Below are 23,929 nucleotides of genomic sequence, written 5' to 3'. Positions count from 1 at the left end.
CTCCGGGCGGTAGTGCGTCATCTGCCCGAGGTGAATGATGAAACCTTCGCAATGGACGCTTCGCTGGGTGACGCTCTGTGGCTGCGGGATGCTGGCTGCTTCCGCCGCCGCCGTGGAGTTGCCAGGGACTGTACAGCCATCCCAGCTCGATGAACGCTTCAAGCCCCGCAGCGAGCCGCAAGCCAAGCCCGAGGCGCCGCTGGTGGTGCCCAAGCAGGTCGCGCCGCAAGGCAGCGAACAGATCCGCTTCGAACTGCGCGAGATACGCATCGAAGGCAACACCCGCTATGACAAGGCGGTGCTCGAGTCCTATTACCAGCATATGCTCGGCAAGCAGGTGTCCCTGGCCGAACTGGTCGACCTGGCCAACCGCCTCACCGCCAAGTACCGCCAGGACGGCTACCTGTTGACCCAGGTAGTGGTGCCGGAGCAGAGCATCGAGGGCGGCAAGGTACGCCTGCAGGTGATCGAGGGTTACCTCGAACACGTGCAGATCAAGGGAACCGTCGATGGGCCGCGGGTGCGGGTGGAGGAACTGCTCGCACCGCTGACCGAAAAACGTCCGCTGGATGCCGATACCCTGGAGCGCGGCCTGCTGCTGGTCGGCGACCTGCCGGGGGTCAACGTGCAAAGCGTGCTCAGCCCGGGTCAGGCGCTGGGCTCGTCGAACCTCGACGTGGCCTTGCAGCAGCAGCGATACGAAGGCTTCGTCAGCCTCGACAACCGCGGTTCGCACTACACCGACCCGACCACCCTGGCCTTCGGCGCCACCGAGTTCTCCCGCCTGGGCTTCTACGAGCAGATCGACGTGCTCGGTGCGATCTCGCCGTTCAGCGATGCCACCCGCTACATCCAGTTGCGCGGCACGTTGCCGCTGGGCGGCATGTTCGCCGGCGATACCCTGCAGATCATGGGTTCCTATTCGAAGGTCAACCCGGACATCCCGGACTCGGTATTCCCCTTCGACAGCGTCAGCAAGAGCACCGAAGGCAGCATTTCCTACAACCATCCCTTCATCCGCTCGCGCTCGCAGAACCTGAGCGGCGGCCTGGCGTTGCAGTGGAAGGATACCGAGACCCGCCTGCGCGACTTCGCCAGCGACGCCTCGAACCCCGGTCGTGACCATGTGCGGGTGTTCCAGCAACGCCTGACCTATGACTGGGTCGACCGCTGGATGGGCATCAACCTGGCGGAGGTGCGCAACAACATCGGCCTGGACATGTGGGGCGCGACCAAGAAGGACGATGAACGTCGTTCCCGCGAAGTGGCCGACGGACGTTTCGTCTATCTCAACGGCAACATCGGGCGTCTGCAAGGGCTCGGCGGACCCTGGTCGGTGTATGGCGAGTTGCAATGGCAGTACAGCTTCGACCCGTTGCTGCCGAGCGAGCGCTTCGGCGTTGGCGGCAGCGGGATCGGTCGCGGCTTCGCCCCGGGCAACATCACCGGTGACCGTGGCTTCGCCCTGAAGCTCGAACCGCGCTATGGCCAGGCGGTGGGCTATAGCTGGCTGCGCAGCTACCAGGCCTACGCTTTCTACGACTGGGGCAAGACCTACAACCTCGACGTGGACGATGACGAGCAGCAGAAGCTCGGCTCGATCGGTGCCGGGGTGCGCTTCAACCTCACCGACCAGTTGTCGTTCAACCCGGAGATTGCCCGCCAGGTCATCGGCGAGCCAGCCGACCAGCGCGATGGGAAGCGCGAGACGCGGGTCCTGTTCAACGTGGTGGCGCGCTTCTGAACCCTGCCGGCCTCCGTTCCGGAGGCTGCTGACGGAGCCCCTCTCCGGTTCTGCGGAGAGGGAGGTCCGTGCTCAATTCCGAGTGTTTTTTTCAAACTTTCGATTTCTTCGATTCTTCATATCGATGCCGTCAATCCGTGTCGAGGTCGGTCGGAGAGGCGTATTCTTGCTGTAACTGCTGTGCTAGAGCGGTTATTCGCACTATTTCAAACGTCGATGAATACTATTGGCGCGCTTCGTTTTCCAATCGAGTTTCCCGAACAGAGAATGGCCCCACGTAACGAATACCTGGAGCCACTGCCATGAAACGCCCGCTGATCCTCGCCATCGCCCTTGCTACCCTGACCGCCAATGCCGCCTTCGCCGCACCGCGGGTCGAATCCATCGCCCTGCGCGGTGCCCAACAACTGATCGCCTCCGACGGTTCCGACCGTACCCTCGAGCGCCTGCGCAAGACCCAGGCGCCGCGCGTCCAGGAAGAACGCCGGGTCGCCGAAAGCGGCAGCGAGCAGACCATCGATCGCTTGCACCGCGACATGACCAGCCGCGAGGCGCGCCTGGCCGAGAACGGCAGCGAACAGACCGTCGACCGTCTGCACAAGGACATGGGGCGCGTCGATCTGCGCCTGGCCGACAACGGTAGCGAGCGCACCGTCGACCGCCTGCATCGGGAGATGCGGCGCCCCGCCTGACACCGCGGATCACGCCGCAAGGTGCGAGAAAAGCCCGGCTCGATGCCGGGCTTTCTTATTGCCGAGAAGGTGCGGTGTTCCATGGGGAGGACGGATAACGCCCCAGGCGTTATCGCCGATACGCCGCTGTCGGGGCAGCGACGCGCGACGGCATTGGCCTCAGTGCAGGCGGTCGCGTTGCGCCAGGCTAGGGAACAGCTTCATCCACGCTCCGGTGACCACCAGGGTGCCGATCCCGCCGAGGACCACTGCCGGTACCGTGCCGAACCAGTGTGCGGTGAGCCCGGACTCGAACTCGCCGAGCTGGTTCGAGGCGCCGATGAACAGGCCGTTCACCGCGCTGACCCGGCCGCGCATCTCGTCGGGGGTTTCGAGCTGCACGAAGGCGCCGCGGATGACCATGCTGACCATGTCCGCGGCGCCGAGTACCACCAGCACGCCGAGGGACAGCCAGAACGATTTCGACAGGCCGAAGGCGATGGTTGCCAGGCCGAAGATGCCCACGGAGAGGAACATGATCCGCCCGACGTTGCGTTCGATGCTGAAGTGCGCCAGCCAGAACGACATCGCCAGGGCGCCCACCGCTGGAGCCGAGCGCAGCAGGCCGAGGCCCCAGGGCCCGGTGAGCAGGATGTCCTTGGCGAACACCGGGAGCAGGGCGGTGGCGCCGCCGAGGAGCACGGCGAACAGGTCGAGGGAGATTGCCCCGAAGATGTCCGGTCGGCTGCGGATGAAACGGATGCCGGCGAGCAGCGAGTCGAGGGTGGCCTTGCCCTGGGTGAGCGGCTGGTTGCGTACCGGCAGGCTGAGCGTCAGGACGCACGCGAGGACGTAGAGAGTCGCGGTCGGCACGTAGACCCAGGAGGCACCGAACGCATAGAGCAGGCCGCCGAGGGCCGGGGCGGCAATGGTCGCCGCCTGCATCGCCGAAGCCGAAGCGGCCACCGCGCGCGGGAACAGCCCGGCCGGTACCAGGTTCGGCAGCAGCGCCTGGGTGGTCGGCATTTCGAAGGCGCGGGCGGTACCGAGGGCGAAGGCGAGGACGAAGATCATGTTGCGGGTGATCTCTCCCGAAGCCGCGCCGAGCACCAGTGCCACCGCCACCAGGGCCTGGCCGGCCTGGCAGAGGGCGGCGATCCTGCGTCGGTCGTAGCGGTCGGCAACATGCCCGGTGTGGAGCATGAACAGTACCCGCGGGAGGAATTCGACCAGGCCTACCAGGCCCAGGTCGAGGACATTGCCGGTCAGTTCGTAGATGTGCCAGCCGATGGCCACGGTGAGCATCTGGAAGCCGCTGGCGGTGCAGACGCGGGCCAGCCAGAAGGCGAGGAAGGGACGATGGCGGAGCAGGGAGCTGGGTTGGCTGGACATGCTGGGGTCGGGCGTTTCGAGAGGAGGGCGGAGAGTAACATGTGGTTACCTCTTGGCTGTTGCCATTGCCGAAATCGAAGATTCAGAGAAGCGCACGAAAAGGTTGGAGCCGGCCTGGCAGGCGACCAAAGTCGAGTGTCCATGGGTCCTTCCAGCGGTAGACGGGACTTTTCCTCGGGTGCGACTTGTCGCTAAAATTAACTCCTGAGTCAGGTTTTTCCGCCTGCGTGCTCCACCTCGTCCGTCCGGACGAGCTGTTCAAGCCTGAATAACGACATGGGTGGGAACCGTACCACCCAGAGGAACTTGCATGTCCAACCGTGATATATCCCGGCGCGCCTTTCTCCAGGGCGGGTTGATCGCCGGCGTGGGTGTCACCCTGGCGCCGCTCGGCAGCCAGGCGTTCGCTGCCTTGTTCGAGAACCAGGTGACCGTTTCCGCCCAGCGCTGGATGGCGGGCAACGGCCAGGTCCGTTTCCGTAACGACGCCTTGTCCAAGGTCTGCGGCAACAAGGTGTTCGCCCGCGATATCCGCGCCAGGGACATGCCCGGCTGGCCGCAGCAGCAAGGCCACGCCATGTTGCTGAAGACCGTTCGCGCCGACCGCATCTACGAAGGCCACGACCTTTCCTGGCTGGGCGCCGAGTTGCAGCCGGACCGTATCGTCACCGCCGCCGACCTGGAGAAGGACGGCATCGTCTTCCCCGAGGCGCATTCGCCCGATCCGCTCCTGCCGCCGGGCAAGGTGCCGATGTTCATCGGCCATCCGGTGGCGATCCTGATCTGGAACGACTTCGAGCGCTTCCGCCGGGCCAAGCTCAAGCTCAAGTTCAACGACAAGGCGATCCGCTATGGCGCCCAGGCCCCGCTGTACCAGGGCGATCCCTACGGCAGCTATCGCTTCGTCCGGGTCGGCGGCAAGACGCCCTACGAGGACGACGAGTTCTCCAGCCTGAAGGACTCGATGCTGTTCCCCACCATCCTCAACCGCAAACCGGTATGGACCAGCGAGCCGAAGCTGCACGGCGACCTCACCGAGCAGGGGCTGTTCCATGCCAAGCGCATGGCCGAGCAACTGGAAAACCCGCCGCAGGACTGGCTGGTCTTCGACGAGCGCTACAAGACTCCATCGATCGAGCCGGCGGCATTGGAGCCGGACAACGGCAACGGCTGGTACGACGCGGCGAGCAAGACCTTGCACTTCGTGGTCGCCACCCAGTGCCCGTTCGAAGTCGCCTACGAAAGCGTGCACATGATCAAGCCGTCGCGCTTCGCCCTGGAGAAGCTCAACATCCATCCGGGCTATACCGTCGGCTACGGCTCCAAGGACAACAACATCTTCGTCTTCTATGCCGCGCTCGCCGCGCTGTATGGCGAGGGTGTGCCGGTGCGCCTGGCCAACGACCGCTACGAGCAGTTCCAGAGCGGCATCAAGCGCCACCCGTTCGACATCCGCTACCAACTGGCGGTAGACAGGAACGACCTCGGCTTCCGCATCTTCCGCGCCGACATGAGCGCCGACGGCGGCGGGCGCGCCAACTACAGCGCCTCGGTGGCGGCGGTGGGCGCCACCGCCGCGCAGTCGATCTACTACATGCCGCAGAACGACCTGGCGGTCACCGCCTATCATTCGCGCGGCGTGGAGGCCGGCTCGATGCGCGGCTACGGTACCCTGCAGACCATGGCCGCGACCGAGATGATGGTCGACGAGATCGCTGGCCGGCTGGGCGTCGACGCCATCGACCTGCGTCGTCGCAACGCCCTGCGCTCGGGCATGAAGAACACCCAGGGCGCGGTCCCGGCCGGTGCCCTGCGCCTGCACGAGATCCTCGACAAGGCCGCTGCCCACGAGGTCTGGAAGGACCGCGACGCACGCAAGAAGCGCTTCGACGCGGAGGACCCGGACAACTGGTATGGGGTCGGCTTCGCCATTTGCCAGAAGGACTTCGGCACCGGTGCCGAGGCGCCGATGGCGAGCATCGAGTTCAGCGCCGACGGGCGCATCAGCCTGCGCCACATCGGCACCGAGATCGGTACCGGGATGTCCACCTCGCAGGCCTTCGTGGTCGGCGACTTCCTCGGCCGTCCGGCGGACGAGGTGAAGACCGCCGAGACCGAATGGCCCGAGCTGCGGCTCACCACCAAGGGCAATCCCTACCTGATGAGCCAGGCCGAGCAGGACGCCGCGCTACGCGATCCGCGCTGGGTCGGCAAGCTGGCCTCGCCGTCGTCGGCGACCAACTCGGCGTTCTATTTCAGCCACGCCACCCGCGAAGCCGCGCGCGTGCTGTTCAACCACGGCCTGTGGCCGGCGGCCCTGGAGCTGTGGCGCAGCGGTCCGTTCGGCGGCCAGGCCAATCCCTATGTGGTGCGCCGCGAAAACGCGGTATGGGTCGACGGCCAGTTGACCGGCAACGGCCTGGCGCCGATTCCCTTCACCGAGCTGGCGAAGAAGGCCCACGAGATGGGCCTGGTCACCGGCGTCAGCGTCCACGGCTTCAACCGCTGGAGCTGGGCCGAGGCGGACTTCGTCATCGATGGCGTGCGCGAGCGCCTGCCGCTCGACGCCATGGCGGTGAAGTACGGCGACGGCGCGCCGGGAGTGAAGAAGGCGATGATGAACAGCGCCGGCTTCCACCTGCTCGACCGGCAGAATCCGGCTTATCCGGCGACCCAGCTGAACAACGCGATGGTCACCTACTACAGTCCGGTGGCGACCCTGGTCGAGCTGAAGGTGAACAAGGGCAGCGGCGAGGTGCAGGTGCTCGACCACCATTCCTGGATCGAGTGCGGCCGGGTGCTGGTGCCGGAGCTGGTCAAGGGCCAGCTGGAGGGCGGCATCGCCATGGGTATCGGCCATGCGCTGCTGGAGGAAATGCCGCTCTACGAGGGCGGCCCTGCGGAAGGGGACTGGAACTTCAACCGCTACCGGTTGCCGCGGGCGAAGGACGTGGCGGTTTGGAACCAGACGGCGGAGATCCTCCCGCCGCTGTCGCCGACCGATCCGGCCAAGGGCATCGCCGAGGTGGTGATGATCCCGGTGGTCGGCGCCATCGCCAACGCCGTGGCGCACGCCACCGGCAAGCGCGTCCGCGACCTGCCCATCACTCCCGCCCGCATCAAGGAGGCCCTCCATGGCTAACCGCAAGCTCCAGATGACCCTCAACGGTCAAGCCGTCGGTCCGGTGGAGGTCGCCGAAGACCTGCCGATGATCGACTACCTGCACGAATACCAGAACCTCACCGGCTCGCGCCTGGGCTGTGGCCAGGGCATCTGCCATGCCTGCGTGGTGATCGTCGACAATCCGGACGGCACCAGCGAGGAAGTGCGCACCTGCATCACCGGCGCGCACTACTTCGACGGCAAGAAGGTTCGCACCATCGAGGGCCATGCCCAGCGCGACGAGAATGGCGACATCCGCGAGCTGAACCCGATCCAGCAGAAGTTCGTCGACCAGTTCGCCTTCCAGTGCAGCTATTGCGCGCCGGGCTTCGTCAACGCCGCCACCGTGCTGGTGGAAAAAGCCCAGCGCCAGCCGATCAAGCGCAGCGAGCTGGAGCAGGCGATCGAGGACAGCCTCGGCCATCACATCTGCCGTTGCACCGGCTACGTGCGCTACTACAGCGCCACCCGCGACGTGCTCGACGAACTCGGCCTGGTCAAGGAGGCTTGAGGATGAAGCGGACCCTTTCCGGCCTCGCCCTGGCGCTGGCCGCGCTGTCGCCGTTCCTGGCCTCCGCCGCCGGCGCCGACGCGGCGCTGGTCAAGCGCGGCGAATACCTCGCCCGCGCCGCCGACTGCATGGCCTGCCATACCGCCGAGGGCGGCGCGCCGTTCGCCGGCGGGCTGCCGATCCAGTCGCCGTTCGGCACCATCTACGGCACCAACATCACCCCGGACAAGGAACACGGCATCGGCGCCTACAGCGCCGACGAGTTCTTCGCCGCTCTTACCGAGGGCAAGCGCAAGGACGGCGCCTACCTCTATCCGGCGATGCCCTACACCTCCTATCACCTGATCGAGCGCGAGGATGCCGACGCCATCTACGCCTACCTGATGGCCCAGGAGCCGATCGCCCGGCCGGCGCCGCAGACCAGCCTGAGCCTCCCGTTCAACGTGCGCATGGGCCTGGCCGGCTGGAACCTGCTCTACGGCAAGAGCGTGCGCTTGCAGCCGGAGGAAGGGCGCAGCGAGGCCTGGAAGCGCGGGCAGTACATGGTCGAGGTGCTCGGCCACTGCGGCGAGTGCCATACCCCGCGCAACCTGGCCGGCGCCCTGGAGCAGGACAAGCGCCTGAGCGGCGGCCTGCTCAACGGCTACCTGGCGCCCAGCCTGCTGCCCGGCGACCTTGCCGCGCGCGGTTGGACCCAGCCGGACCTGGCGAGCTTCCTCAAGCACGGCATGAGCGCCCAGGGCAGCATGTTCAACGAGATGTTCCCGGTGGTGCACCACAGCACCCAGCACCTCGACGACAGCGACCTGGCAGCCATGGCCACCTACCTGCTCGGCGACCAGCCGCCGCCGGCCAAGGTGGTCCAGGCGCTGCCCGAGGCGCAGCTGAACGACAGCGGCAAGCGCGGTCGCCAGCAGTACCTCAACGTCTGCGCCGGCTGCCACGGCGGCGAAGGCGAGGGCAAGCCGCATATCGCGGTGGCGATGAACGGCAACACTACCCTGCGCCTGCAAGACCCGCGTAATCTGTTGCGAGTGATCGAAGACGGCATCGTCGAACAGCAGTTCACCGGCTTCGAACGCATGCAACCGATGCCCGGTTTCGCCGGGAAACTCGACGACGAGCAACTCACGGACCTGCTCAACTACCTGCGTCAGACCTGGGGCGGATTGCCCGGTGACCTCGGTCCCCAACAGGTCGCGCAATTGAAGATGGAGAGCGCTTCGGCGCATACCGTCAAGGTGAAGTGAATCGTGCAACACCTCGATCTACAGGTGGTCCGCAAGGCGCTGAAGTGGTCCGTGGGCGGCGAACGGGTGTGGTTCTGTACCGTGCTCACGACCTACGGCTCGGCGCCCCGCGCGCCGGGATCGCTGCTGGCGGTGAACGCCAGCGGTGAATGGATCGGCTCGCTGTCCGGCGGCTGCGTCGAGGATGATTTCCTCGAGCGGGTCGCCGCCGGCGGTTTCCCCGATCCCGCGGTGATCGTGCGCTACGGCGAGGGCGACGACCCGAACTCGAACATCCGCCTGCCCTGCGGCGGCATCCTCGACGTACTGGTGGAAAACCTGGCGCCGGACTGCGATGTCCAGGCCCATCTGCGCGAGCTGGAGTCGGCGTTGCTTGGTCAGCGCCGCCTGCTGCGCGAGGTCGAGCTGGGCAGCGGCGCGCGCAGCCTGCGCGACGATTCCAGCCACGGCCCTCGGGCTGAACGCGACGGCGAGTGCGTGCGCTTGCGCGTCGGCGCTGCCCAGCGCCTGCTGCTGGCCGGCTATTCCAGCGTCGCCCATGCCTGCGCCGAGTTCGGCAAGGGCCTGGGCTTCGAGGTGATCCTCTGCGACCCGCGCGAAGAAGCCTTGCGCGGCGTGCTGCTGGAGGGCATCGAGATCCGTCGCGAGCTGCCCTCGCTGTTCATCGCCGACGGCGGTTGCCACGCCGATACGGCGGTGGTGGCGTTGACCCACGATCCGAAGATCGACGACCTGGCGATGCTCGAGGCGGTGCGTACCGAAGCCTTCTATATCGGCGTGATGGGATCGCGGGCGACCTCGGAGAAACGCTTCGAGCGCCTGCGGCGCATCGGCGGCCTGGGCGATGCCGAACTGGCGCGGATCCACGCGCCGATCGGCCTCAACCTGGGTAGCAAGACGCCGGCGGAAATCGCCCTGGCGGTGCTGGCGGACATTCTCCGCATCCGCAACGGCATTCCCCGCGAGCGGCTCTGATGGTCGCCGCCGACGAGGTGCTGTGCCTGGTCCTGGCGGCCGGGCAGGGGCGCCGCTTCGGCAGCGACAAGCGCCTGGCGCGCCTGGCTGATGGCACGACCCTGCTGGCGGCCAGCGTGGCGCGGGCGCGCGAGGCGTTCGCCGAGGTGCGGGTGGTGGTGCGTGCCGGAGACACCCCGGCGAGCCTGGGCCTGCCGGCGCAGCAGCGGCTTGTCCACAGCCTCGATGCATCGTTGGGCATGGGCCACAGCCTGGCCGCCGGCGTCGCGGCGGCGAGGAACAGCCCGGCCCGGGCCATCGCCGTCCTGCTCGGCGACATGCCCTGGATCGCCGCCGATACCCTCGAGCGTCTGGCCGCGATGGCCACTCCCGAAGCCATCGTGTTTCCCCTGTACGACGGTCAGCGCGGCCATCCGGTGCTGTTCGGCCGCGCTTTCTGGGACGCGCTTGCGCAACTGGACGGCGACCAGGGCGCGCGCCGTGTGCTGCAGGCCCATCGTCCGGCCTGGTGCGAGGTGCCGTGCGACGATCCGGGCGTACTCCGCGACGTGGACACCCCGGCGGCGCTCGGCTGACTATTTTCCCGCTTTCAGGATCACGAACTTCGGATTCGCCGCGACCTGCTCGACCCCGCGGAACAGCCGCTTGAGCTTGGCGTGGTAGCCCAGGTGGCGGTTGCCGACGATCCACAGTTCGCCGCCCGCCGCCAGGGCATCGCGAGCCTGGAGAAACATGCGCCAGGCGAGGAAGTCGCCGACCACCTGCTGCTGGTGGAACGGCGGGTTGCACAGGACCAGGTCCAGCGAGCCCGCCGCCTGGCCGGCCAGGCCATCGTCGGCGCGGAACGTCGCCGGCCGCTCGCCCAGCGCCGCTCGCCAGTTTTCCCGCGCCGACTGCACGGCCATGTACGACTCATCCACCAGGGCCAGCTCGGCCTGCGGGTTGAGCAGCGCGTAGGCGATGCCGAGCACCCCGTTGCCGCAGCCCAGGTCGGCGGCGCGTAGCGCGCCGAGGCTGCGTGGCAGGTGCGGGAGGAAGGCGCGGGTGCCGATGTCGAGACCCTCCCGGCAGAATACGTTGGCGTGGTTGAGCAGCGTCAGCGGCGGCTGCTCCAGGCGATAGCGGGTCGGATAGGGCGAGCGCGGCTGCGGGCGCTCCGCTGCCTCGGCGATCAGCAGGCGGGCCTTCTTCACCGCCAGCGAAGCGTGCATCGGGCCGATGTAGCGTTCCAGCAGGTCGCCGGCGGCGCGCGGCAAGTGCTTGACCATCCCCGCGGCGACGACCTGCGCGCCCGGTGCCAGTTGGCCGTGCAGGCGGATCAGTTGCTCCTCCAGCAACGCGAGGGTCTTCGGCACCTTGACCAGTACGTGATCGAAGGGCCCCACGGCGGTTTCGCTGGCCGGGACGAAGCGCACCGAGCCCAGGTCGAGGCCGTTGCGCGCGAGGTTCTTGCGCAGGGCGAGGAAGCCCAGGTGCGAATCGCCGCTGCTGGTGACCTGGACGTGCGGCGCCAGGCTCGCGGCGAGGGCGCCGAAGGCGTCGTTGAGGACCAGCACCCGGCATTGCGCCGTCACGCCCCGTTCGTGCAACTGGTTGAGCAGGTATTCGTCGGCGGCGTCGAACGCCTGGAGGGGCTCGCCGTCCTGCTCGGGCTGGCGGACCAGGTCGAGCTGGGCGAAGGGGGTGGCGAATAGAGGCATCGGGTTCCCGGCGGGGCGAATCCCGCTCGTCAATTAACAATCTGTCGAAACTGAGAGCTGGTTGGAGTTCTCCAGCTTGTGCGGCACACGGATATGCCGAAAAATTCTTTACCCGGCTCTGGTTAGTCGTTTCCTTACCGACGAGTCATCCAGCCGGGCACGCCAATAATAACCGGGCTAGGGCTTCGATAGCGCCTGTCATGACCCGGTAGCGCCTGGACGGGCGCCTTCGCCACTTCGAGCGGTGACCGTCACCCAACCCGTTTCCCGAACGAGACCCGTGCGAGCCGTCGCGGGGCTCGTCGTTGCCATCGCACAGGTACATCGATGTTCAAGCCGTTTGTCGGTGTGGCGTTCGCCGCACTGTTCGCCGTTTCCGCCGTCGCCCATGCCGAGGACGCCGGCCCGATCGTGATCAAGTTCTCCCATGTGGTCTCCGACGACACGCCCAAGGGCAAGGGGGCGCTGTTGTTCAAGAAGCTTGCCGAGGAGCGTCTGCCGGGCAAGGTCAAGGTCGAGGTCTACCCCAACTCGACGCTGTTCGGCGACGCCGACGAGATCGAGGCCCTGCGCGCCAACAAGGTGCAGATGCTGGCCACCTCGCTGTCCAAGTTCGAGCCCTATACCAAGCAACTCCAGGTGTTCGACCTGCCGTTCCTGTTCGATGACCTGGAGGCCCTGAAGCGTTTCCAGAAGCGCGACAAGAGCCGCGAACTGCTGCGCTCCATGGCCAAGCACGGTATCTATGGCCTGGCCTACTGGAACAACGGCATGAAGCAGCTTTCCGCCACTCGCGAGCTGCACCGGCCGGACGATGCCAAGGGCCTGGTCTTCCGTATCCAGCCGTCGTCGGTGCTGGAAGCGCAGTTCGCCATGCTCGGCGCCACCGCCAAGCAGTTGTCCTACGCCGAGACCCTCAAGGCCATGCAGGCCGGCAGCGTGCAGGGCACCGAGAACACCTGGTCGAACCTCGCCGGACAGAAGATCGACAGCGTGCAGCCGTACATCACCGAGACCAATCACGGCGCGCTCAGCTACATGCTGATCACCAGTTCGGCGTTCTGGACCGGCATTCCCTACCAGACCCGCACCGAACTGGAGAGCATCGTCGACGAGGTCACCCTGGTGGTGAACAAGGAAGCCGAAGCGCTCAACCAGAAGGAGCGCGAGCACCTGCTGGCAGCCGGCAAGAGCCGCCTGGTCAGCCTCAGCGCGGAAGAGCACGAGGCCTGGCGCAACGCCATGAAGCCGCTGTGGAAGAACTACGAGGCGCAGATCGGTAGTGACGTGTTGCGCGCGGCCCAGGTGGTCAACCGCAAGCGCTGATCGGCCGCTGGCTATTCCCGTTAGCGGGGATAGCCACAAGCCTTGCGGGTGTTTCTGCCGGGTGCTTTGCGGGACACTAGGGGAGTATCGGTATCCGGAGCGGACCATGACCGCCAGCGAAGAGAAATTCACCCGCCAGACGCTGCTCGACGTGCAGCCTCTGACTCCCAACCTGTTCACCCTGCGTACCAGCCGCGACGCGGGATTCCGGTTCCGCGCCGGGCAATTCGCCCGGCTCGGCGTGTACAAGCCCAGCGGCAGTATCGTCTGGCGCGCCTACTCGATGGTTTCGGCGCCTCATGACGAATTCCTCGACTTCTTTTCCATCGTCGTCCCGGACGGCGAGTTCACCAGCGAACTCAGCCGCCTGCGCGAGGGCGACCAGTTGCTGGTCGATCGCCAGGCCTTCGGCTTCCTCACCCTCGACCGCTTCGTGGATGGTCGTGACCTTTGGCTGCTGGCCACCGGTACCGGTGTGGCGCCGTTCGTCTCGATCCTGCAGGACTTCGAGGTCTGGGAGCGCTTCGAAAGCATCAAGCTGGTCTACAGCGTGCGTGAGAGCAAGGAGCTGGCCTACTGCGAGCTGATCGCCGGCCTCGCCGAGCGCGAATACCTGGCCGAGCATGCCCACAAGCTGCAGTTCATTCCGGTGGTGACCCGCGAGCAGGTACCCGGTTGCCTGAACGGACGTATCACCACGCTGATCGAGAACGGCGATCTGGAGCGTGCCGCCGACCTGGAACTGACCCCGGAGCATTCGCGGGTGATGCTCTGCGGCAACCCGCAGATGATCGAGGACACCCGCGCCGTGCTGAAGGCTCGCGGCATGAACCTCAGTCTGACGCGGCGCCCGGGGCAGGTGGCGGTGGAGAACTACTGGTAGGTGCTTGCCCGCGCAGTAGCGGCGGATAGCGCCGCCGCCCGGCGTGTTGTCCGGCAATGAAAAAGGGCCCGTTCGGGCCCTTTTTCATTGTTCCGCCGACGCGATCACGACTTGTTCTGCTGGGCTTTCAGCAGATCGCGGATCTCGGTCAGCAGGGTTTCCTCGGCACTCGGCACTGGCGGTTCGGACGGCGCGACGGCTTCTTCGCGCTTGAGGCGGTTGATCGCCTTGACCCCCATGAAGATGGCGAAGGCCACGATGACGAAGTCGAGTACGGTCTGAATGAACTTGCCATAGGCCAGCACCACCGCCGGCACGTCGCCTTCGGCGGCCTTCAACGTTATCGCCAGGTCGGAGAAGTCGACTCCGCCGATCAGCAGTCCGATCGGCGGCATGATCACATCGCCCACGAAGGACGAGACGATCTTGCCGAAGGCCGCGCCGATGATGATACCGACAGCCATATCCACGACATTGCCCTTGACGGCAAAGGCTTTGAATTCACTCAGAAGACCCATGGGTTCACTCCCTGTATTTCGCTAATAGGTAAAGGCAGTCTAATGCAGCCTTCGGCAAGTTGCTCAGGCTGGAAGATTGGTGTTTTGGTTCCCCCCGGCAACGCGAAAATTCGCAAGGCATACGTTTGCGTCGGGTCTTGTGGGGAGAAACGAAGTTTAGAGGAAAAACATTACACTCATGTCGATTTTCAGGAATTCGCCAAGAAAGAAGACAAAGCAACTTCGGCAACTTGGAACTGCGCCATGCAGATGCCGGAAGTTGAAGTTGGAGTGGCGAGGTTCTCCGACCTAACTTCGCAGGCAAATAACGAAGGTGAACTCGTTTACCGGCGAGCGAACTGGGAGTGCCTGGTGCACCAGCGCGGGCTTTCTTCGGCTGGCGGTCTTTTTTATTTCTTTTTGCGATTCATGGGCGCATTGATATTCCTAATCGGCGCGGTGAGGTTTTTCAATTTAGCGTCGCCGGCGGCGCTCCTTACCTTGGTCGGGCGCAACAAGACGCCTGACAAGCCATTAGGAGCTCTTCCATGAACCCTTCCCTGAACGCCTTCCGTCCCGGCCGCCTGCTGGTGGCGGCAAGCCTGACCGCCAGCCTCCTGTCGCTGTCCGTGCAGGCCGCGACCCTGACCCGTGACAACGGTGCGCCAGTGGGCGACAACCAGAACTCGCAGACCGCCGGGCCCAACGGTTCGGTGCTGCTGCAGGACGTGCAACTGCTGCAGAAGCTGCAACGTTTCGACCGCGAGCGTATTCCCGAACGCGTGGTGCATGCCCGCGGCACCGGCGCCCATGGCGAGTTCGTCGCCAGTGCCGATATCAGCGACCTGAGCATGGCCAAGGTCTTCCGCAAGGGCGAGAAGACCCCGGTATTCGTGCGCTTCTCCGCGGTGGTGCACGGCCACCACTCCCCGGAAACCCTGCGCGATCCGCGCGGTTTCGCCACCAAGTTCTATACCGCAGACGGCAATTGGGACCTGGTGGGCAACAACTTCCCGACCTTCTTCATCCGCGATGCGATCAAGTTCCCGGACATGGTCCATGCCTTCAAGCCGGACCCGCGCAGCAACCTCGACGACGACTCGCGACGCTTCGATTTCTTCTCCCACGTGCCGGAGGCGACCCGCACCCTGACCCTGCTGTATTCCAACGAGGGCACCCCGGCCAGCTACCGGGAAATGGACGGTAACAGCGTGCATGCCTACAAGCTGGTCAACGCCAGGGGCGAAGTGCACTACGTGAAGTTCCACTGGAAGAGCCTGCAGGGCCAGAAGAACCTCGATCCGAAACAGGTGGCGGAAGTCCAGGGGCGCGACTACAGCCACATGACCAATGACCTGGTGAGCGCGATCCGGAAGGGCGACTTCCCGAAATGGGACCTGTACATCCAGGTGCTCAAGCCCGAGGACCTGGCGAAATTCGACTTCGACCCGCTGGACGCGACCAAGATCTGGCCGGGCATTCCCGAGCGCAAGATCGGCCAGATGGTGCTGAACCGCAACGTCGACAACTTCTTCCAGGAAACCGAACAGGTCGCCATGGCGCCGTCGAACCTGGTGCCGGGCATCGAGCCCTCCGAGGATCGCCTGCTCCAGGGACGGCTGTTCGCCTACGCCGATACCCAGATGTACCGGGTCGGCGCCAACGGCCTGGGCCTGCCGGTCAACCGCCCGCGCAGCGAGGTCAATACCGTCAACCAGGACGGCGCGCTGAACGCCGGACACAGTACCAGCGGGGTGAACTACCAGCCGAGCCGGCTCGATCCGCGCGAGGAGCAGGCCAGCGCCCGCTACGTGCGGACCCCGCTGAGCGGCACCACCCAGCAGGCGAAGATCCAGCGCGAGCAGAACTTCAAGCAGACCGGCGAGCTGTTCCGCTCCTACGGCAAGAAGGACCAGGCCGACCTGATCGCCAGTCTCGGCGGGGCGTTGGCGATCACCGACGACGAGAGCAAGTACATCATGCTTTCCTACTTCTACAAGGCTGACAGCGACTACGGCACGGGCCTGGCCAAGGTGGCCGGGGCCGATCTGCAGCGCGTCCGGCAACTGGCGGCGAAGCTCCAGGATTGATCGCAACCGGGGCGGCCATCCAGGCCGCCCTTCCTCTATCGGTTTGGTGGGAGATGACGACGATGCGAGGTTGGATTCTGGCAGGCTTGCTGCTCGCGGCGCTGGCCGCGCAAGCTGGCGAGGTGCATGGGGTCGAGGTCGAAGCGCGGTTGCGCGACTACTTCTTCGATGCCGCCCGACGCGGTGACCAGGCCATGCTGAAGGAGTTCGTCGAGGCCGGCTTCGACCTCGATGTGCAGGATGCCAAGGGCTATACCGGGCTGATCCTGGCCGCCTACCACGGCCATGGCGGAGCGGTGGAACAATTGCTGGAGGCCGGTGCCGACCCCTGCGTCCAGGATGCGCGCGGCAACACCGCCCTGATGGGCGCCATCTTCAAGGGCGAGGTCCGCATCGCCCGGCGCCTGATCGGCGCGCAATGCAGCCCCGACCAGCGCAACGGCGCAGGGCAGACCGCGGCCATGTACGCGGCGCTGTTCGAGCGCGAGGAGCTGCTCCAGGCGCTGTCGGCGCGCGGTGCCGACCTTGGCGCCCGCGATGCGCTGGGCAACAGCGTGGAAAGCCTGCGACGCGGCGAACTGAACGGCACTGCGGCGGCGAGGTGATCGGGGGCAATGTTCGGAGGAGGCCTGCTGGGCTAGTCTGGAGGTGTCGTATACAACGTCAGAGGAGGTCCGTCATGCCGCTCGAGCAACATCCGCTTTCCCGGGAGTTTCCGGATTTTCATGCCGAACTGAAGCAACTTCATGGCAACGACGCCCACTTCACTCGCCTGGCGGCGGACTATGAGAGCCTCGACAAGCGCATCTATGAGGTCGAGGGCGGTCGCGAACCCCTCGACGACCTGGCGCTGCAGGGGTTGAAGCAGCAACGGGTGCAACTCAAGGACGAAATCGCCGAGAGGCTGAGGAAGGCCAACGGAAAAGGCCATTGATTCATTCACGACAACGGCATGAAAAAGGGCGCCTCCGGCGCCCTTTTTCATGTGGGCATGCTCAGAAGGCGCCGCCGAAACGGAAACTCTGTCCGACCGCGACGAAACCCAGGCCCACCAGGGTGATCGCGGCGATGTGCCAGCCCAGCTTCGGCAGGCTCTCGGCGTCCAGGTTCGGGATCAGGCGCAGGCGCGCATGCACGCCCAGGGCGGCGGTCGCCGCCAGGAGCAGCAGCTTGAGCTGCAGGGCACGGGCCACCGACGTGGCGCCGAACCAGTGGTCGAACGGCAGCCACAGGCTGGCCAGCCACAGGCCGCTGACCACCTGCAGCAGCAGGGCGGGGATGCCGATCCGCTCGTAGACCTGCTCGAAGGCGCGGATCGCCTGGGGATCGCGGCGGCGCAGGGCGCCGGGGAGGATGCCGAGGGCCAGGACCAGGTGGCCGCCGACCCAGATCGCGGCACCCAGCAGGTGCAGGAACAGCAGTGTGCGCATGGAAGTCTCCTTGTCCGGCCATCAGTGTCGCGCGAAGCGCGGTCGATCGAGGCTGATCGGAATCAAGCCAGCGGCTATCATCTGCGCTTTGCCCGCGAGAGGAGTTCCCATGGCCAAGGCCAAGCGCATGTACGGCTGCACCGAGTGTGGCGCGACCTTCCCGAAATGGGCCGGCCAGTGCGCGGACTGCGGGGCCTGGAACACCCTGGTGGAGACCGTCGTCGAGGCCGCGCCGAGCGGCTCCGGCCGCGGCGGCTGGGCCGGCCAGCAGGCCAACCTGAAGACCCTGGCGGAGGTCAGCGTCGAGGAAATGCCGCGCTTCACGACCGGCTCCACCGAACTGGACCGGGTTCTCGGCGGCGGCCTGGTGGACGGTTCGGTGGTGCTGATCGGCGGCGATCCCGGCATCGGCAAGTCGACCATTCTCCTGCAGACCCTTTGCAACCTGGCCAGCCGCGTCCCGGCGCTGTACGTCACCGGCGAGGAATCCCAGCAGCAGGTGGCGATGCGCGCGCGGCGCCTGTCGTTGCCGGAAGACAAGCTCAAGGTGATGACCGAGACCAGCATCGAAACCATCATCGCCACCGCGCGCCAGGAGCAGCCGCGGGTGATGGTGATCGACTCGATCCAGACCATCTTCACCGAGCAGTTGCAATCGGCGCCGGGTGGCGTCGCCCAGGTCCGCGAGAGCGCCGCGATGCTGGTGCGCTATGCCAAGCAGAGCGGCACGGCGATCTTCCTGGTCGGCCACGTGACCAAGGAAGGCGCCCTGGCCGGCCCGCGGGTGCTCGAACACATGGTCGACACCGTACTGTATTTCGAGGGCGAATCAGACGGCCGCCTGCGCCTGCTGCGGGCGGTGAAGAACCGCTTCGGCGCGGTCAACGAACTGGGAGTGTTCGGCATGACCGACAAAGGCCTGAAGGAAGTGAGCAACCCTTCGGCGATCTTCCTCACGCGGGCCCAGGAAGCGGTGCCCGGCAGCGTGGTGATGGCCACCTGGGAAGGCTCGCGGCCGATGCTGGTGGAGGTCCAGGCGCTGGTCGACACCAGTCACCTGGCGAATCCGCGGCGGGTGACCCTGGGCCTCGACCAGAACCGCCTGGCGATGCTGCTGGCGGTGCTGCACCGGCACGGCGGTATCCCGACCTACGACCAGGACGTGTTCCTCAACGTGGTGGGTGGGGTCAAGGTGCTGGAAACCGCCTCCGACCTGGCGTTGATGGCGGCGGTGATGTCCAGCCTGCGCAACCGCCCGCTGCCGCACGACCTGCTGGTGTTCGGCGAGGTCGGGCTGTCCGGCGAGGTGCGTCCGGTGCCGAGCGGCCAGGAGCGCCTGAAGGAAGCCGGCAAGCATGGTTTCAAGCGTGCCATCGTACCCCTCGGCAACGCGCCGAAGGAGGCGCCGGCGGGATTGCAGGTGATCGCCGTGACGCGCCTCGAGCAGGCCCTGGACGCCCTCTTCGAGTGACCCGCCTCAGTCGTCGTGGGCGCTGACCAGCAGGGCCAGCTCGCGCTCGAGGAGTTCCTCGTCGCCCAGGTTCAGTTCCACCAGGCGGCGCAGGTGGCTGATGGAGTCGAGGTCGATGTGCTGGCATTCGAAGCCGAGCAGGCCGTCGCGAGCCCAGGCCAGGCTGATCTCCATGCGGATCAGTACATCCAGGCCCAGGTACAGGCGGGCCTCGAAGGGCCGTTGCGGGTCGCCGTTCCAGTCCTGCGGCTGGCCGACCAGGATGCCGTGCAGGGAGACGTCGTGGAGCAAGACCTCCCAGCGCCGTTCGCCCTGGAGGATCTCGCTGTCGGCGTCGAAGGCGATCCGGTGGAAACGTCGACGTTCGTCGTGCTGGTCACTCATGTCGCGATCCCTCGGTGCGCGCTGCTGGATACCACTATAGCCAAGCCATGCCGGCGGGGAAGTGGCGGAATTCGATCGGCGGTGCCGTCCGTCCCCGCCTGTGCGGCTGGATCGGCGGCATGTGTCCGAGTTTGACAGTTCGTCAAGTCTCGCCAAAGCTGCTAAAGCGTTTTTCTCCAAAATACAACTGCGGAGCGCAGACATGGACAAGCGACTTTTGAGCAAGGGGTTGGTTCTGGGGCTGCTGAGCCTGGGCAGCATGACGGCACACGCCGACGCGGCAGGCGGTAATGGCTGTGGTTGGGGCAACATGGTGTTCGAGGGCCAGCGCGGCCTGTTCCCGCACCTGCTGGCCACCACCACCAACGGTACCTCGGGCAACGCCACCTTCGGCATGACCTCCGGGACCAACGGTTGCAACACCAATGCACGCCTGGGCTACGGCGGCCGCTCGATCTTCGCCATGAACGGGATGCTCGACAACATCGCCGAGGACATGGCCAAGGGCCAGGGCGAAGCGCTCGACGCCTATGCCGTGCTGCTCGGCGTGGAAGCCAAGGACCGGGCGCACTTCGCCCAGGTCACCCAGCAGCATTTCGGCGAGATCTTCGCGAGCAAGGATGCGACGGGCGAACAGGTCCTGAGCAACACCCTGGCGGTGATGAGTCGCGACGGCACCCTGGCGCGCTACGCCAAGCAACCGGCCTGAGACTTCAGGCCCAGGAAAGAGCCCGCTACGGCGGGCTTTTTCGTGTGCGCGGCCTGCCCGCCGGAGGTTGCCGCCTTCGTTGCCACGGCAGACGAACGGCTTGGGCATGCGGCGTTTTCCCAGGGCGCTTCCTACGGAGAGGGCAAGGTCGCGCCGAAGCGTTTTCGCCTGGCCGGCCCTTGTCGGCCATGGACTTTTCCGGCGGATTCCTGCGACATTGCGCCTACCGCCATCGCGCGGTAACCGCTCTAGACTAAGGTCGTATGACCCCTGGTCGGTTCGCGGCTAGAATTTTCGCTGCAGAACTGCGCCCTCCATCTGTCGGAAGCCAAACACTATGAACAATAACAATAGCCTGCTACGTCACCTCGCCTGGCTGGTGGTGGCGATCGTGGGCGCCGCGGCCCTGGGCGTCGTCGCCCTGCGTCGTGGCGAAGCGATCAACGCCTTGTGGATCGTGGTGGCGGCGGTGGCCATCTACCTGGTCGCCTACCGTTACTACAGCCTGTTCATCGCCAGCAAGGTGATGCAACTGGACCCCAACCGCGCCACTCCCGCGGTACTCAACAACGATGGCCTGGACTACGTCCCGACCAACAAGCACATCCTCTTCGGCCACCACTTCGCCGCCATCGCCGGCGCCGGTCCGCTGGTCGGTCCGGTCCTTGCCGCGCAGATGGGCTACCTGCCCGGCACCCTCTGGCTGATCGCCGGCGTAGTCCTCGCCGGCGCGGTGCAGGACTTCATGGTCCTGTTCATCTCCAGCCGTCGCAACGGCCGCTCGCTGGGCGAGCTGGTGCGCGAGGAAATGGGCCAGGTGGCCGGGACCATCGCGCTGTTCGGCGCCTTCCTGATCATGATCATCATCCTCGCGGTGCTCGCGCTGATCGTGGTGAAGGCTCTGGCCGACAGCCCCTGGGGCATGTTCACCGTCCTCGCGACCATTCCCATCGCGCTGTTCATGGGCGTCTACATGCGCTTCATCCGCCCCGGCCGGATCGGCGAGATCTCGATCATCGGGGTGTTCCTCCTGCTCGGTTCGATCTGGCTCGGCGGGCAGGTCGCGGCCAGTCCGGAATGGGCGCCGCATTTCACCTTCAGTGGAATCCAGATCACCTGGATGCTGATCGGCTACGGCGCCGTCGCCTCGGTACTGCCGGTGTGGCTGCTGCTGGCGCCGCGCGACTACCTGTCGACCTTCCTCAAGATCGGCACCATCATCGGCCTGGCGATCGGCATCCTGATCGTCATGCCGGAACTGAAGATGCCGGCCCTGACCCAGTTCACCGACGGCACCGGCCCGGTCTGGAAAGGCAGCCTGTTCCCGTTCCTGTTCATCACCATCGCCTGCGGCGCGGTGTCCGGCTTCCACGCGCTGATCTCCTCGGGGACCACGCCGAAGCTGCTCAACCGCGAGCCCGACGCCCGCTACATCGGCTACGGCGGCATGCTGATGGAGTCCTTCGTGGCGATCATGGCGATGGTCGCCGCCTCGGTGATCGAGCCGGGCATCTACTTCGCCATGAACAGCCCGCCGGCGGTGGTCGGCGCCGACGTCAACGCGGTGGCCGCGACCGTCAGCAGCTGGGGCTTCGCCATCACGCCGGAGCAACTCACCCAGACCGCTCAGGACATCGGCGAGACCACCATCCTGGCCCGTGCCGGCGGCGCGCCGACCCTGGCGGTGGGGATCGCGCACATCCTCCACCAGGTGCTGCCGGGCGAGAACACCATGGCCTTCTGGTACCACTTCGCGATCCTCTTCGAGGCCTTGTTCATCCTCACCGCGGTGGACGCCGGCACCCGTGCCGGGCGCTTCATGCTGCAGGACCTGCTGGGCAACTTCGTGCCGGCGCTGAAGAAGACCGAGTCGTGGACCGCCAACATCATCGGCACCGGCGGCTGCGTGGCGCTGTGGGGCTGGCTGCTGTACCAGGGCGTGGTCGACCCGCTGGGCGGGATCAATACCCTGTGGCCGCTGTTCGGCATTTCCAACCAGATGCTCGCCGGCATCGCGCTGATGCTCGCCACTGTGGTCCTGATCAAGATGAAGCGCCAGCAGTATGTCTGGGTCACCATCCTGCCAGCGGCCTGGTTGCTGATCTGCACCACCACCGCGGGCCTGATCAAGATCTTCGACAGCAACCCGGCGGTCGGCTTCGTCGCTCTTGGCGAGAAGTACGCCACCGCGCTGGATGCCGGCCAGGTGCTGGCGCCGGCCAAGGATATCGGCCAGATGCAGCACGTGGTGCTGAACGCCTACATCAACGCCGGTCTGACCGTGCTGTTCCTGCTGGTGGTCTTCAGCGTACTGTTCTACGCCATCAAGGTCGGCATCGCGGCCTGGGGCAAGAGCGAGCGGACCGACAAGGAAACCCCGTTCGAGCCCATCCCCGACGCCTGACCGGCCGCGCTCCCCGGTTCGCCGGGGAGCCTTAACGAGGAACTCGCCATGTTCAACGACCTCAGCCGCATGGGCAAATACCTGGGCCAGGCCGCCCGGATGCTGGTCGGCATGCCCGACTACGACACCTATGTCGAACACATGCGCAACAAGCACCCGGACAAGCCGGTGATGACCTACGAGGAGTTCTTCCGCGAGCGCCAGGAGGCGCGCTACGGTGGCGGCAAGGGTCGGCCGATCCGCTGCTGCTGAATCCCCATCCTTCCGCGGGCCACGTCTGACGTGGCCCGCGTCTTTTCTGGAAGTTGCGCATGTCCGAAGTAGCCAACGACAACCACGCCCCGATCCCCGTCACCGTGCTCACCGGCTTCCTCGGCGCCGGCAAGACCACCCTGCTCAAGTACCTGCTGCAGGCCGAGCACGGCATGAAGATCGCGGTGATCGAGAACGAGTACAGCGAGACGCCGATCGACGGCCAGTTGCTCGGCGTCGAGCCGGTGCAGGTGATGACGCTGTCCAATGGCTGCGTCTGCTGCTCGATCAACACCGACCTGGAAAAGGCCCTGTTCCTCCTGCTGGAGCGCCGCGACAACGGCGAAATCGACTTCGACCGCCTGGTGATCGAGTGCACCGGCCTGGCCGATCCGGCGCCGGTGGCGCAGACCTTCTTCGCCGACGAGGAACTCTGCCAGCGCTACGTGCTGGACGGCATCATCACCCTGGTGGACGCCGCCAACGCCGAGCGTCACCTGCAGGAAACCATCGCCCAGGCCCAGGTCGGCTTCGCCGACCGCATCCTGGTGAGCAAGACCGACCTGGTCGACGCCGCCACCTTCGAGGCCCTGGGCCAGCGCCTGCAACGGATCAACCGGAGGGCGCTGGTGCATGTGGTCGAGCACGGCCGCATCGACCTGGCGCACCTGCTCGACGTACGTGGCTTCAACCTCAACGCCGACCTCGGTCCTGGCATCGGCCTGCGCCCGCTGCGAGCGGTGGCAGCCAAGGACAGCCGCGATCGCATCGGCACCCTGGTACTGCGCAGCGACACGCCGCTCGATCTCGAAAGGCTGAGCGAGTTCATGGACGACCTGTTGCAGTGGCATGGCAATTCCCTGCTGCGCTACAAGGGCGTGCTGAACATCGCCGACGAGCCGCGTCGCCTGGTGTTCCAGGGCGTGCTGCGACTCTACGGCTTCGACTGGGATAGCGAGTGGCGGGACGACGAGGCGCGCGAGAGCGTGATCGTGTTCATCGGCGACAACCTGCCGGAGGACAGTATCCGCGAGGGCTTCGAACGCATCGTCGAAGGCCGCTGAGGCGCATCGACGC

23 protein-coding genes are annotated in these 23,929 nt (G+C 66.0%); 18 read left to right on the top strand and 5 right to left on the bottom strand.

The window, feature by feature from the left end:
* Positions 1–37: 37 nt before the first annotated feature.
* Both cdrB and ACM0M4_RS26025 read left to right on the top strand, forming a co-directional pair.
* Complete coding sequence (gene cdrB / locus ACM0M4_RS26030) at positions 38–1,744, top strand: two-partner secretion system transporter CdrB (protein ID WP_003094915.1); 1,707 nt, start codon at positions 38–40, stop codon at positions 1,742–1,744.
* Positions 1,745–2,046: 302 nt separating this feature from the next.
* Positions 2,047–2,436: a hypothetical protein gene (locus ACM0M4_RS26025; RefSeq protein ID WP_003106768.1), complete on the top strand. Its 390-nt coding sequence runs from the start codon at positions 2,047–2,049 to the stop codon at positions 2,434–2,436.
* Positions 2,437–2,595: 159 nt separating this feature from the next.
* On the opposite strand, the gene ACM0M4_RS26020 is transcribed toward ACM0M4_RS26025, so the two are convergent.
* A complete protein-coding gene (locus ACM0M4_RS26020) occupies positions 2,596–3,807 on the bottom strand; it encodes an MFS transporter (RefSeq protein ID WP_003094912.1) in 1,212 nt (403 codons plus the stop codon).
* Between the two features lie 310 nt (positions 3,808–4,117).
* Between ACM0M4_RS26020 and ACM0M4_RS26015 the strand changes: the two genes are divergently transcribed.
* From ACM0M4_RS26015 to ACM0M4_RS25995, 5 genes are read left to right on the top strand one after another with little or no spacing between them, the layout of a single operon-like run.
* Entirely contained in the window at positions 4,118–6,949 is a 2,832-nt protein-coding gene (locus ACM0M4_RS26015) for a xanthine dehydrogenase family protein molybdopterin-binding subunit (protein ID WP_034012064.1), read from the top strand.
* Complete coding sequence (locus ACM0M4_RS26010) at positions 6,942–7,481, top strand: (2Fe-2S)-binding protein (protein WP_003094903.1); 540 nt, start codon at positions 6,942–6,944, stop codon at positions 7,479–7,481. Before ACM0M4_RS26015 ends, ACM0M4_RS26010 begins: the two co-directional genes overlap by 8 nt.
* 2 nt (positions 7,482–7,483) lie before the next feature.
* Positions 7,484–8,731, top strand: coding sequence for a cytochrome c (locus tag ACM0M4_RS26005; protein WP_034055492.1), 1,248 nt, complete (start codon positions 7,484–7,486; stop codon positions 8,729–8,731).
* 3 nt (positions 8,732–8,734) lie between these two features.
* On the top strand, positions 8,735–9,706 hold the full coding sequence (locus ACM0M4_RS26000; protein WP_003121342.1) for an XdhC family protein: 972 nt from the start codon (positions 8,735–8,737) through the stop codon (positions 9,704–9,706).
* Positions 9,706–10,281, top strand: a complete 576-nt coding sequence (locus ACM0M4_RS25995) for a nucleotidyltransferase family protein (RefSeq protein ID WP_019726908.1) — start codon at positions 9,706–9,708, stop codon at positions 10,279–10,281. The genes ACM0M4_RS26000 and ACM0M4_RS25995 overlap by 1 nt, the downstream gene beginning before the upstream one ends.
* Here the strand turns inward: ACM0M4_RS25995 and ACM0M4_RS25990 are convergent, their stop codons facing one another.
* Positions 10,282–11,406: a methyltransferase gene (locus ACM0M4_RS25990; RefSeq protein ID WP_003112793.1), complete on the bottom strand. Its 1,125-nt coding sequence runs from the start codon at positions 11,404–11,406 to the stop codon at positions 10,282–10,284.
* A gap of 327 nt (positions 11,407–11,733) precedes the next feature.
* Between ACM0M4_RS25990 and ACM0M4_RS25985 the strand changes: the two genes are divergently transcribed.
* A complete protein-coding gene (locus ACM0M4_RS25985; RefSeq protein ID WP_003104879.1) occupies positions 11,734–12,732 on the top strand; it encodes a DctP family TRAP transporter solute-binding subunit in 999 nt (332 codons plus the stop codon).
* Positions 12,733–12,838: 106 nt separating this feature from the next.
* Positions 12,839–13,615, top strand: coding sequence for a ferredoxin--NADP reductase (locus ACM0M4_RS25980; protein ID WP_015648042.1), 777 nt, complete (start codon positions 12,839–12,841; stop codon positions 13,613–13,615).
* 104 nt (positions 13,616–13,719) lie between these two features.
* Here ACM0M4_RS25980 and mscL read toward each other — a convergent pair whose 3' ends face one another.
* Positions 13,720–14,133 (bottom strand): large-conductance mechanosensitive channel protein MscL, encoded by a 414-nt coding sequence (gene mscL / locus ACM0M4_RS25975; RefSeq protein WP_003104883.1) that lies wholly within the window; start codon positions 14,131–14,133, stop codon positions 13,720–13,722.
* Between the two features lie 42 nt (positions 14,134–14,175).
* Here mscL and ACM0M4_RS25970 point away from each other — a divergent pair, with 42 nt between their 5' ends.
* The 4 genes from ACM0M4_RS25970 to ACM0M4_RS25955 all read left to right on the top strand — a co-directional run bounded on the left by ACM0M4_RS25970 (position 14,176) and on the right by ACM0M4_RS25955 (position 17,136).
* Positions 14,176–14,664, top strand: coding sequence for a hypothetical protein (locus ACM0M4_RS25970; protein ID WP_169433242.1), 489 nt, complete (start codon positions 14,176–14,178; stop codon positions 14,662–14,664).
* The gene (gene katB, locus ACM0M4_RS25965; protein WP_003123412.1) at positions 14,661–16,202 is read left to right on the top strand and encodes a catalase KatB; all 1,542 of its coding nucleotides are present in this window, start codon (positions 14,661–14,663) and stop codon (positions 16,200–16,202) included. Before ACM0M4_RS25970 ends, katB begins: the two co-directional genes overlap by 4 nt.
* A 53-nt stretch (positions 16,203–16,255) precedes the next feature.
* A complete protein-coding gene (locus tag ACM0M4_RS25960; RefSeq protein ID WP_003121338.1) occupies positions 16,256–16,807 on the top strand; it encodes an ankyrin repeat domain-containing protein in 552 nt (183 codons plus the stop codon).
* Between the two features lie 74 nt (positions 16,808–16,881).
* Positions 16,882–17,136 carry a YdcH family protein gene (locus ACM0M4_RS25955; RefSeq protein WP_003104887.1) on the top strand — a complete coding sequence of 85 codons (255 nt, stop codon included), beginning with the start codon at positions 16,882–16,884 and terminating at the stop codon, positions 17,134–17,136.
* A gap of 61 nt (positions 17,137–17,197) precedes the next feature.
* On the opposite strand, the gene ACM0M4_RS25950 is transcribed toward ACM0M4_RS25955, so the two are convergent.
* Positions 17,198–17,632, bottom strand: a complete 435-nt coding sequence (locus ACM0M4_RS25950; RefSeq protein WP_003104889.1) for a CopD family protein — start codon at positions 17,630–17,632, stop codon at positions 17,198–17,200.
* Between the two features lie 109 nt (positions 17,633–17,741).
* Between ACM0M4_RS25950 and radA the strand changes: the two genes are divergently transcribed.
* Positions 17,742–19,103, top strand: coding sequence for a DNA repair protein RadA (gene radA, locus ACM0M4_RS25945; RefSeq protein ID WP_003094867.1), 1,362 nt, complete (start codon positions 17,742–17,744; stop codon positions 19,101–19,103).
* Between the two features lie 6 nt (positions 19,104–19,109).
* Here radA and mapZ read toward each other — a convergent pair whose 3' ends face one another.
* Positions 19,110–19,487: a cyclic di-GMP-binding protein MapZ gene (mapZ, locus tag ACM0M4_RS25940; RefSeq protein WP_003094864.1), complete on the bottom strand. Its 378-nt coding sequence runs from the start codon at positions 19,485–19,487 to the stop codon at positions 19,110–19,112.
* A gap of 202 nt (positions 19,488–19,689) precedes the next feature.
* Between mapZ and ACM0M4_RS25935 the strand changes: the two genes are divergently transcribed.
* The 4 genes from ACM0M4_RS25935 to yjiA all read left to right on the top strand — a co-directional run bounded on the left by ACM0M4_RS25935 (position 19,690) and on the right by yjiA (position 23,916).
* Positions 19,690–20,196: a DUF3015 domain-containing protein gene (locus ACM0M4_RS25935; protein WP_003094862.1), complete on the top strand. Its 507-nt coding sequence runs from the start codon at positions 19,690–19,692 to the stop codon at positions 20,194–20,196.
* A 337-nt stretch (positions 20,197–20,533) separates the two neighbouring features.
* Positions 20,534–22,600: a carbon starvation CstA family protein gene (locus ACM0M4_RS25930; RefSeq protein WP_003094859.1), complete on the top strand. Its 2,067-nt coding sequence runs from the start codon at positions 20,534–20,536 to the stop codon at positions 22,598–22,600.
* Between the two features lie 48 nt (positions 22,601–22,648).
* A complete protein-coding gene (locus ACM0M4_RS25925; protein ID WP_003094856.1) occupies positions 22,649–22,852 on the top strand; it encodes a YbdD/YjiX family protein in 204 nt (67 codons plus the stop codon).
* 59 nt (positions 22,853–22,911) lie between these two features.
* Positions 22,912–23,916, top strand: a complete 1,005-nt coding sequence (gene yjiA / locus ACM0M4_RS25920) for a GTPase (RefSeq protein ID WP_003094852.1) — start codon at positions 22,912–22,914, stop codon at positions 23,914–23,916.
* The last annotated feature ends 13 nt before the right edge of the window (positions 23,917–23,929 follow it).

The organism is Pseudomonas sp. 18-147, from assembly GCF_051048045.1.
GTDB classification, from domain to species: domain Bacteria; phylum Pseudomonadota; class Gammaproteobacteria; order Pseudomonadales; family Pseudomonadaceae; genus Pseudomonas; species Pseudomonas aeruginosa.
Note: the sequence above shows the minus strand (reverse complement) of the source record. Positions and strands in the feature narration are given on the sequence as shown.